Source organism: Streptomyces odonnellii, assembly GCF_000981895.1.
Lineage (GTDB): Bacteria > Actinomycetota > Actinomycetes > Streptomycetales > Streptomycetaceae > Streptomyces > Streptomyces odonnellii.
In genome coordinates, this window is the sequence record NZ_LATD01000030.1 from 54483 (window position 1) to 64247 (window position 9765).

Consider the following 9765-nt stretch of genomic DNA (forward strand, 5'->3'; position numbering starts at 1 on the left):
AGCTGGCCTCTCGATGTCGGCCGGTGTTCAACCGGCGTTTGTCCGTGGACGGAAGCGTCTGGAGCGTATCCCTCCGTCTTGTGCCCTCCAGGAGATCGCGATGTCGCTGACCCGCAGGGAATTCACCGGAAGCACCGCACTCACCGGGGCGGGTTTCGCCCTGACCGGCGCCGCGGGCGCGCTCGCCACCGCGCCCGGCGCGCTCGCCGCGGAAGACGCCCCCGAGATCGCCGGCCGCCCGGAGCAGGAGCCCGGGTACGGACCGCTGCGCCCCGACCCGCACGGCATGCTCGCGCTGCCCGCCGGCTTCTCGTACCGGATCATCACGCACAGCGGTGTCACCAAGCTGGAGACCGGCGAGGACACCCCCTCCAACCACGACGGCACCGCCACCTTCGAGGGTTCGCGCGGCGTCACCCTGCTCGTCAACAACCATGAGCTGGACGGCCCGAGGGACGAGGTCGAGTACCCGGTGCCGCTCACCGAGGGTCTGGTCTACGACCCCGCCGCGCCCGGCGGCTGCACCATCGTCGAGACGCACCGCGACGGCCGCACCGCCGAGTGGGTCGGTATCTCCGGTACGGCCAACAACTGCGCCGGCGGGCGCACCCCCTGGGGCACCTGGCTCACCTGCGAGGAGAACTCCGACCGCGCGGGTCAGAACGGGATGACCAAGGACCACGGCTATGTTTTCGAGGTCGACCCGTACGACCGCCGTGCCAACCAGAACTCCAAGCCCATCAAGGCGTTCGGCCGCTACGACCACGAAGCCGTCGTCATCGATCCCCGTACCGGCTACGCGTATCTGACCGAGGACGCCGACGAGCCCAACGGCCTCTTCTTCCGCTGGGTCCCGCCGCACGGCTTCAAGCACGGCCGCGGCCAGCTCCGCCGGCTCGCCGACGACGCGGGTGTCCTCCAGGCGCCGCGCTGCTTCGACGCGGGCGGCCGCTTCGTCGACGACCTGTCGCGCGCCACCAAGATCGGTGTCGTGTACGGCGTGGACTGGGTGGACGTTCCGGACCGGGACGCCAGGACGGTCGACGTACGCCAGCAGTTCGAGGCCGAGGACGTCACCCGGGCCAGGAAGCTGGAGGGCATGTGGTGGGCGGACGGCGGCGCGTACATCGTCTCGTCGTACGCCCGTGACGAGAGCCCCGGCAGGCCGCACGACGGGCAGGTGTGGTTCTACCACCCCCGTCGCCGCACCCTGACGCTCAAGGTGCTGCTGGGCGTCAACACCGAGCCCGACAAGGACGGCGCCTTCGACGGCCCGGACAACATCACCGTCTCGCCGTACGGCGGTCTGGTCATCGCGGAGGACGGCGAGGGGGTCCAGCACCTCTTCGGCGCGACGGAGCGCGGTCGTACGTACCCCATCGCCCGAAACGACCTGAACGACAGCGAGTTCACGGGTGTGGTGTTCTCGCCCGACGGCCGCACGCTGTTCGCCAATATCCAGGAGCCGGGCATCATGCTCGCCATCACCGGCCCCTGGCGCCGCACGCCCCGGCACTGACGCCTAGCTAGGGTCTTTCGTTTGGGTCTGGCTGGATCAGGGAGCGCCCGCCGCGGGAGCGGCTGATGTCGGTGTTGGTGCCGTGTATCGCAAGGCGGAGGATGGAGCCCACGCGGAGGGGGTACCTCCCACGCCCTTAAGGCTGTGGGGGAGTAGGCGACTGACGACAACGCCGCGAGGCGCGGTGCCAGGGCACGCGAGCCCAGCAAGATCCAAACGAGAGGCCCTAGCCCTTTCCGACGGGTCCCGGAAGGAGTGATCCGGCGGCCCGTCGGCCGCCGGGCATGGCGCGTCGGGGCTCATTGGGCGCATACTCCAAGGTAATGACAAAGTCAGCCGGATCCCGGCGCCACCTGCCGTCCAGTCCCTTCAACCGCCAGGCCCCGGCCTCTCCCCCGCCCGAGCAGTTCGATGTGGGAGACCGTGTCTCACACGATCAGTTCGGCCTGGGCAGAGTCATCGGAGTCGAGGGCGACCATGCCGTGCTCATCGATTTCTCGGGGCGACAGGGGCGGATCCTCAGCCCCTTCGCCAAGCTGACCAAGCTCTGAGCCGCACCCCGAACGCCGTGCCCCCTCGGCGCCGCGGGTCCTGACGGGACCCCGCGGCGCCGAGGAGGGACCGGGCCACCCCGCCTCGGCCGGGCCCCGGCCCCGGACCGCCCGGCCCTGCCCAGGCCTCGCGGTCAGAGGATTTTCGCGGCGGGCTTCACCATGCCGCGGACCGTGCGGGACTTCACGAACTCCCCGAGGCCGGTCATCTCCCACTCGCCCGAGAACTGCTTGATCAGTTTCGCCATCATCACCCCGGTCTGCGGCTCGGCGCTCGTCAGATCGAAGCGGACCAGCTCCTCGTCCGTGGCCGCGTCGATCAGCCGGCAGTACGCCTTGGCGACCTCGGTGAACTTCTGGCCCGAGAAGGAATTGACCGTGAACACCAGGCCCGTCGCATCGGCGGGCAGCCGGCCCAGGTCCACCATGATCACTTCGTCGTCGCCGGCGCCCTCGCCGGTCAGATTGTCGCCGGAGTGCTTGATGGCGCCATTGAGAATGGACAGCTTGCCGAAGTAGCAACTGTCCAGATGGTTACGGTTCGGGCCGTAGGCGATCACCGACGCGTCGAGGTCGATGTCCTTGCCGCGGTACGCGGGCTCCCAGCCGAGGCCCATCTTGACCTGGGTGAGCAGCGGGCGGCCGCCCTTGACCAGGGACACCGTCTGGTTCTTCTGGAGGCTGACCCGGCCCTTGTCGAGATTGATCTTCCCGCTGCCGGGCGCGGGAGCCGCCGCCGGAGCAGCCGCGGGGACCGGCGGCGCGGTGGCCGGAACGGGCGGTACGGGTGCGGCGGCCGGGGCCGCGGCGGGAACCGGGGCGGGCTCCTCCACCGAGACCCCGAAGTCGGTGGCGATCCCGGCCAGTCCATTGGCGTAACCCTGGCCGACGGCGCGGGCCTTCCACGCTCCGTTCCGCAGATAGATCTCCACGACCACGAGGGCGGTCTCGGTGCCCAGCCGGGGCGGGGTGAACGTGGCCAGCACGGCGCCCGAGGCGGAGTCGCGGATGGTGGCGGTGGGCTCGATGCCCTGGAAGCTCTGCCCTGCGGCGTCCGGGCTCGCGGTGACGACGATCTTCTCGATACCGGGCGGGACGGCGGCGGTGTCGACGACGATCGCGTCGGGCGCGGAGCCGCCGCCCGCGCGGTGGGTCACACCGGGGCCCGTCGGCTGGTTGTAGAAGATGAAGTCGTCGTCCGAGCGCACCTTGCCGTCGGCGGTGAGCAGCAGGCCCGATACGTCGAGCCGCACGGGCGCGGCGACGTCCACCGCCACATGGGTGGTGGGCAGGGGGATGTTCGAGCCGGGCGTCATAGCTGTCATGCCCGTCGTAACGAACGACCCCGCTTTGCCGTTCCCTTACCTTCCGCCATTCGCGTCGCCCCCCCCCGCCCATCGGAGCAGGCACGGGCCGGGCCGGACCCCGGCGCGGCCGGCGACCCGGTGCGGCCGGCGCGCCTCAGTGCGGCCAGCGCGGCGGATTCGTCGTGAACTGGCCGCCCAGACACGCGTGGTCCGGATTGTCCGGGTCGAGCGGCCCCTGCTCGGCGATGAGCTTCTCCGCGTACCGCTCCGAGTCGTCGAGCGGCTCGTACCCCAGCGCCCGCGCGCTCGTCAGGTCCCACCACAGCCGGGTGTTGGCGGAGGAGCCGTGGACGACGGTGTGGCCGACGCCCTCGGCGGTGAGCGCGGCGTGGAAGAGCCGGGCGCAGTCCTCGGGGCTCAGCCAGACGGAGAGCATACGGACGGTGCTGGGCTCGGCGAAGCAGGAGCCGATCCGTACGGAGACGGTCTCCAGGCCGTGCAGGTCCCAGTAGAGCTGGGCGAGATCCTCGCCGAAGCACTTGGACAGCCCGTAGTAGGTGTCGGGGCGGCGCGGGGTGTCGACCGGGATCAGCGGGTCGTCGCCCCGGGGGCGCGGGGTGAAGCCCACGGCGTGGTTGCTGGAGGCGAAGACCGTACGCCGGACACCCTCCGCGCGGGCGGCCTCGTACAGGTTGTACGTCCCCTGGATGTTGGCGCGCAGGATCTTGTCGAAGGTCGACTCCAGGGAGATGCCCGCGAGATGGATGATCGCGTCGACGCCCCGTACGGCCTCCCGCAGCGCCTCCTTGTCCGCGAGATCGGCGGTGATGGCGTCCGGCTCGCCCTCGACGGGGTTGACGTCGAAGAGCCGCAGCTCGTAGCCGTACGCGGGCAGCAGGCCCCGCATCAGGGTGCCGAGGCCGCCGGCGGCGCCGGTGAGCAGGACGGTACGGGGAGCGGGCATGGGGGAATCTCCTCGGCGGGCGTGGATCCATGGGCCGGCGGGCTCGATCGGCTCAGATCCGTAGACATAATTCACATGCATGGACACGCTAGGGAGTGGGGCGCGGCAGCGTCAAGTGTGGCGCGGAGGCCGCGAATCCGTCCCTGAGTTGCGGTTTCTCGTCTTGACCCGCGGCGCGCGGCTGCCCTAGCGTGGCGTTGTTCAGGGATATGGACATGGATCAGAATTGTGCACGGGCGGTCGGCGCTCGCTGCATGGCCAAGGGAGCGCTCGTGACCTCAGCCCCGCTTGCCGCACGCCTCACCCGCGTGGCCGGGCCGCTGTTCTTCCCCGTCACCGCGTACGGGCCCGACGGCGCCCTCGACCTCGGCGCCTTCCGCGCGCATGTCGGAGCGGGGGTCGAGGCGGGCGCCGCGGCGGTCTTCGCGTGCTGCGGCACCGGTGAGTTCCACGCCCTCACCCCGGAGGAGTTCCGCGCCTGCGTCGCCGCGGCCGTCGAGGAGACGGCGGGCCGGGTGCCGGTCGTGGCGGCGACCGGGTACGGCACGGCGCTCGCGGTCGAGTACGCGCGGATCGCCGAGGAGGCGGGCGCCGACGGGCTGCTCGCCATGCCTCCCTATCTGGTCGTCGCCGGCCAGGAGGGACTGGTACGCCACTACACCGCGCTGGCCGCGGCCACCTCCCTCGACACCATCGTCTACCAGCGCGACAACGCCGTCTTCACGCCCGCGACCATCGTCGAACTCGCCGATGTGGAGCGCATCATCGGCCTCAAGGACGGATACGGCGACCTCGATCTGACGCAGCGCGTCGTCAGCGCCGTACGGAGCGAGCGGCCCGGCCGGGAGTTCCTCTTCTTCAACGGGCTGCCCACCGCCGAACTCACCGGTCTCGCCTACCGCGGGATCGGGATCACCCTCTACTCCTCCGCGGTCTTCGCCTTCGCCCCCGACATCGCGCTCGCCTTCCACCGCGCGCTGACCACCGGGGACGACAAGACGGTCAACCGGCTGCTCGACGGCTTCTACGTACCACTGGTCGAACTGCGCAACCAGGGCCGCGGATACGCCGTGTCGCTGGTCAAGGCAGGGGTACGGCTCGGAGGGCTGGACGTCGGAGAGGTACGGCCGCCGCTCAGCGAGCCCCACCCCGACCATGTCAAGGCGCTCGCGGTCCTGATCGAACGCGGCCGGGCGCTGCTTCCCCAAGGCAGTGACCAGCCCGGGCTCTCCGGCGGCGGCGCGGGCGGCCGGGGCGCGGAGGCGGGCCGGTGAGGGCCTCCGCCTTTCTCTACCCGTGGGACATGGTGGGCGACCCGGACGCCCCCGCCAGGATCGCGGACCTCGGCGTCCAGCAGGTCACCCTCGCCTCCGCCTACCACTCCACCCGCGCCCTGACCCCCCGTCACCCGCGCCATCGCATCGTCACCGCCGAGCACGCCGCCGTCCTCTACCCGCCGGACACCGGCCGCTGGGCGGGCCATGAGCTGCGCCCGTACCCGGCGGGCGACTGGGCGCCCGGCGACGCCCACGGGGAGGCCGCCGCCGCGCTGGCCGACGCCGGACTCGACGTCCACACCTGGGTGATCCTCGCGCACAGCTCCCGGCTCGGCGCCGAGCGCCCCGACACCTCCGTGGTCAACGCCTACGGCGACCGCTACCCCTGGGCGCCCTGTATCGCCAGGCCCGCCGTCGCCGCGTATCTGGCCGAACTGGCGGCGGAGGCCGCCGTACGCCCCGGCGCGCACGGCACCGAACTGGAGTCCTGCGGCTGGTACGGGCTCGCGCATCTGCACGCCCACGACAAGATCGCGGGCGTCGGCCTCGGCGACGCGGCGCAGTATCTGATGTCGCTCTGCTTCTGCCCGGTCTGCCGACAGGGGTACGAGGGGCTCGGCGCGGACCCGGACGAACTGGCCGCCGCCGTACGGCGCGCGCTGGAGCCCGGCTGGGCCACCGGGTCCGCAGAGGCCGGACGGCCCGCCGTCGAGAAGCTCCTCGGCGCCGATCTCGCCGCCGTCACCTTCGACTGGCGCGGCCGAACGGCCCGGGCGCTCCAGGAAGCGGCGGTCGCGGCGGTACGGGCGGAAGCCGCGCCCGGCTTCCAGGTGCTGCTGCACGCCGACCCGGTGCCGTACCACACCGGTGCCAATGCCGGTGTGGATCCGGCACACATACTGGGGATCGCGGACGGGGTCGTCCTGCCCTGCTCAGGCGGCGCGGCCGAAGCGATGCTGACGCCCTTCGTACCGCACCGCACCGGTTCGTCCGTACTGGCCGCGAACTTCAATGTCGTCGGTGGCATGGGCGGCAGCCCCGCGACACTCGCCGAGGACGCCGCGCGCGCCGCCGGACTGGGGGCGACCGAACTGCGGCTCTACCACGCGGGACTGGCCTCCGACGCCGACCTGACGGCGGTCGCCGCGGCGCTCTCGCGGCTGGGGTGAGTCATACGGCTGTGGTGGGTCATTGCCGGTGGCCGGGCGCGCCACGGACCAGCACGAGCGCGGTGAGCAGCCCCGCCGCCCCGGCCGCCGGCAGAAGTATCGCGAGGTCGACGAAGGCGATCAGGCCCGCGCCCAGCCCCAGCGCCACCGCGTTCGGCACATAGATCAGGGTGTTGGCGGTGGCGGCGGTGCGGCCGAGCACCCGCTCGGGAATCTCGCGCTGCACCGCCGTCAGCGCGGCGATCAGCACACAGGGCAGTCCCAGCCCCACCCCCGCGGCGCTCGCCAGCGCCACCGTGTCGTACGGCAGCGCCCGCGCCGCGACCGACAGCGCGAACAGTGCGATCCCGGCCGCCGCGAACACCCGCTCGGGCAGCCGCCGCAGCAGCGGTCCCGCGAGAAGGCCGATCACCACGGACCCGGCGCCCTGCACCGCGTACAGCGGCCCGACGAAGGCGGGGGAGTGGCCCAGGACCCGGTCGACGACCGCGTACACCGCCGCGCCGTTGATCCCGGCGAGCAGCATCGTCACCCCGGCGGCGAGCACGAGCGGGCGTACGGCGGGGGCCGCCCGGAGCCGCCGGAAACCCTCGACGGTGCCCGCGAGCCGTGACGAAGTCCGCGCGGCGGGGGGCTCCTCCCGTACCCGCATCAGCGCGAACAGCCCGGCGGCCAGCACGAAGGTCGCCGCGTCCAGCAGCACCACGGGACCGCCGCCGAACCGGGCGTAGAGCCCCGCGCCCGCGAGCGGCGCGAGCAGCTTCATGCCCTCGTTGGCCGTCATCCGCAGCCCGTTGAAGCCCCCCAGTAGCCGCTTGTCGACCGCCGTGGCGACCAGCGCCGTCTCCGCCGCGCTCTGGACGACCCCGCTCGCCCCGTATACGAACAGCACGCAGAAGAGGATCCAGACGCGGTCCGCCGAGTCGACGGCGAGCAGGAGGGGCAGCAGGGCCGCCATGCCGAGGTTGCAGCCGATCAGCAGCGGCCTTCTGCGCACCCGGTCGGCGACCGACCCGAGCAGCGGACCCACCAGCGTCGGCGCCCACATCGCGAAGACGGTCAGCGCGGCCAGACTGTCCGAACCGGTCAGCGACTTGGCCCAGACACCGGCGGCCAGCCACATCGCGGACGTACCAAAACCGGACACCACCACCGCGGACAGATACAGCCCGGCGGTACGGTCCCGCAGCACGCCTCCGGCTCGTACGCCTCCGGTCCTCGCACCCATGTCCCCCGTGTCCTCCGCTCTGTCACCCGCCGCCGGTACGGGCGTCAGAGTGGCGGCTGAGGACCGGGGGACCGCATCGGGCAATCGCCCTACTTCAGCGCGTGAGGAGCCTCAGACAAGGCCGCGCGGGCCGGGACGGCGTCTCATTAACACGGTGAAAACCTGAACTGTCCCTGACAGGGGCACAATCCCTCTACCCCCCGCGACCGACTCAGCACGAGGAGCCCCATGTCAGACCGGACAGTGGACCGGACCCCGCAGCCACCGCGAACGCCGGGCCCCGCCCGACGCGACGCCGTCGACCGCTACTTCAGGATCAGCGAGCGCGGTTCGACGTACGCGCGCGAGATCCGCGGCGGCTTCGCCACCTTCTTCACCATGGCCTACATCCTCGTGCTCAACCCGATCATCCTGGGCGGCGCCGAGGACAAGTTCGGCGCCCATCTCTCCGGGCCGCAGCTCGTCACCGCCACCGCGCTGGTGGCCGCCGTGATGACCGCAGTCATGGGCCTCGGCGGCAATCTGCCGCTCGCCGTCGCCGCCGGGCTCGGACTCAACGCCGTGGTCGCCTTCCAGCTCGCGCCCCTGATGAGCTGGCCCGACGCGATGGGACTGATCGTTCTCGAAGGCCTGCTGATCTGCGCGCTGGTGGTCACCGGGCTGCGCGAGGCCGTCATGCACGCCATCCCGCGGGAACTCAAGCAGGCCATCAGCGTGGGCATCGGCCTCTTCATCGCCTTCATCGGCTTTGTCGACGCGGGCTTCGTCACCCGGATCCCCGGCGACACCGGCTCCGTACCGGTGCAGCTCGGCGCCTCGGGACAGCTCACCGGCTGGCCGGTCCTGGTCTTCTGCCTCGGGGTCCTGCTGACCGTCGCCCTGGTGGCGCGCAAGGTGCGGGGCGCGATCCTCATCGGCATCGTCGTCACGACGGCCGTGGCGGTCGTCATCAACGAGATCGCGGACATCGCGCCCGCCGCCTGGGGACTCACCGCGCCGGCCGTGCCCGGCGATCTGGTCGCCGCGCCCGACTTCGGGCTCGTCGGCTCCTTCAGCCTGTTCGGGGCGTTCGAGCAGGTCGGGGTGGTCACGCTCGTCCTGCTGGTCTTCACACTCATGCTGAGCGACTTCTTCGACACCATGGGCACCGTGGTCGGGGTCTCCAGCGAAGCCGGACTCCTCGACGAGCAGGGCAAGGTGCCGGGCCTCGGCCGGATCCTGCTGATCGACGGCGCGGCGGCGGTGGCGGGCGGCGCCGCCTCGGCTTCCTCCAACACGTCGTACATCGAGTCGGCGGCGGGCGTCGGCGAGGGCGCCCGTACCGGCTTCGCGTCCCTGGTCACCGGCGCGCTCTTCGGGCTCTCCCTCTTCCTCGCCCCGCTCGCCCTGGTGGTCCCGGCGCAGGCGGCGGCCCCGGCGCTGGTCGTGGTGGGCTTCCTGCTGATGACGCAGGTACGGCACATCGACTGGGAGAAGTACGAGATAGCGGTCCCGGCCTTCCTGACGATCGCCGTGATGCCGTTCACGTACTCCATCACCAACGGCATCGGCGCCGGCTTCCTCTCCTATGTCCTGATCAAGGCGGTGCTGGGCAAGGCGCGTGAGGTGCACTGGCTGCTGTGGGGGACGGCGGCACTGTTCGCGGTGTACTTCGCGATCGATCCGGTCGAGCAGTTGCTCAATGTGACGTAGTGCCAGGTCGCGGTGGTACGAGCGGGGGTACGGGACGGGGCGCGGGGTGGGCGTGCGG

General features: G+C 71.7%; 8 protein-coding genes. 5 read left to right on the plus strand and 3 right to left on the minus strand.

The genetic code is table 11. From position 1 onward, the window contains the following. Positions 1–100: 100 nt before the first annotated feature. Complete coding sequence (locus WH07_RS04795; protein WP_046495698.1) at positions 101–1519, plus strand: alkaline phosphatase PhoX; 1419 nt, start codon at positions 101–103, stop codon at positions 1517–1519. Between the two features lie 323 nt (positions 1520–1842). Then, positions 1843–2070, plus strand: coding sequence for a hypothetical protein (locus tag WH07_RS04800; protein ID WP_046495701.1), 228 nt, complete (start codon positions 1843–1845; stop codon positions 2068–2070). A gap of 134 nt (positions 2071–2204) precedes the next feature. On the opposite strand, the gene WH07_RS04805 is transcribed toward WH07_RS04800, so the two are convergent. After that, entirely contained in the window at positions 2205–3395 is a 1191-nt protein-coding gene (locus WH07_RS04805) for a TerD family protein (RefSeq protein ID WP_198533718.1), read from the minus strand. A 136-nt stretch (positions 3396–3531) separates the two neighbouring features. Next, the gene (locus WH07_RS04810; RefSeq protein WP_046495705.1) at positions 3532–4341 is read right to left on the minus strand and encodes an NAD-dependent epimerase/dehydratase family protein; all 810 of its coding nucleotides are present in this window, start codon (positions 4339–4341) and stop codon (positions 3532–3534) included. A gap of 272 nt (positions 4342–4613) precedes the next feature. On the opposite strand from WH07_RS04810, the gene WH07_RS04815 reads away from it, so the two are divergent. Together WH07_RS04815 and WH07_RS04820 are read left to right on the plus strand one after the other, a co-directional pair. Then, positions 4614–5615 (plus strand): 5-dehydro-4-deoxyglucarate dehydratase, encoded by a 1002-nt coding sequence (locus tag WH07_RS04815; protein WP_046495732.1) that lies wholly within the window; start codon positions 4614–4616, stop codon positions 5613–5615. After that, on the plus strand, positions 5612–6787 hold the full coding sequence (locus WH07_RS04820) for a hypothetical protein (protein WP_046495710.1): 1176 nt from the start codon (positions 5612–5614) through the stop codon (positions 6785–6787). Before WH07_RS04815 ends, WH07_RS04820 begins: the two co-directional genes overlap by 4 nt. Before the next feature lie 19 nt (positions 6788–6806). On the opposite strand, the gene WH07_RS04825 is transcribed toward WH07_RS04820, so the two are convergent. Continuing rightward, the gene (locus tag WH07_RS04825) at positions 6807–8015 is read right to left on the minus strand and encodes an MFS transporter (protein WP_046495712.1); all 1209 of its coding nucleotides are present in this window, start codon (positions 8013–8015) and stop codon (positions 6807–6809) included. 228 nt (positions 8016–8243) lie between these two features. Here WH07_RS04825 and WH07_RS04830 point away from each other — a divergent pair, with 228 nt between their 5' ends. Beyond that, complete coding sequence (locus WH07_RS04830) at positions 8244–9707, plus strand: NCS2 family permease (protein ID WP_046495715.1); 1464 nt, start codon at positions 8244–8246, stop codon at positions 9705–9707. Positions 9708–9765: the final 58 nt, after the last annotated feature.

Excerpts from the sequence above, each read along its gene's own strand:
- WH07_RS04800 (WP_046495701.1), top strand. The coding sequence starts at position 1,843 with ATGACAAAGTCAGCCGGATCCCGGCGCCACCTGCCGTCCAGTCCCTTC.
- WH07_RS04830 (WP_046495715.1), top strand. The coding sequence starts at position 8,244 with ATGTCAGACCGGACAGTGGACCGGACCCCGCAGCCACCGCGAACGCCG.
- WH07_RS04805 (WP_198533718.1), bottom strand. The coding sequence starts at position 3,395 with ATGACAGCTATGACGCCCGGCTCGAACATCCCCCTGCCCACCACCCAT.
- WH07_RS04795 (WP_046495698.1), top strand. The coding sequence starts at position 101 with ATGTCGCTGACCCGCAGGGAATTCACCGGAAGCACCGCACTCACCGGG.
- WH07_RS04825 (WP_046495712.1), bottom strand. The coding sequence starts at position 8,015 with ATGGGTGCGAGGACCGGAGGCGTACGAGCCGGAGGCGTGCTGCGGGAC.
- WH07_RS04810 (WP_046495705.1), bottom strand. The coding sequence starts at position 4,341 with ATGCCCGCTCCCCGTACCGTCCTGCTCACCGGCGCCGCCGGCGGCCTC.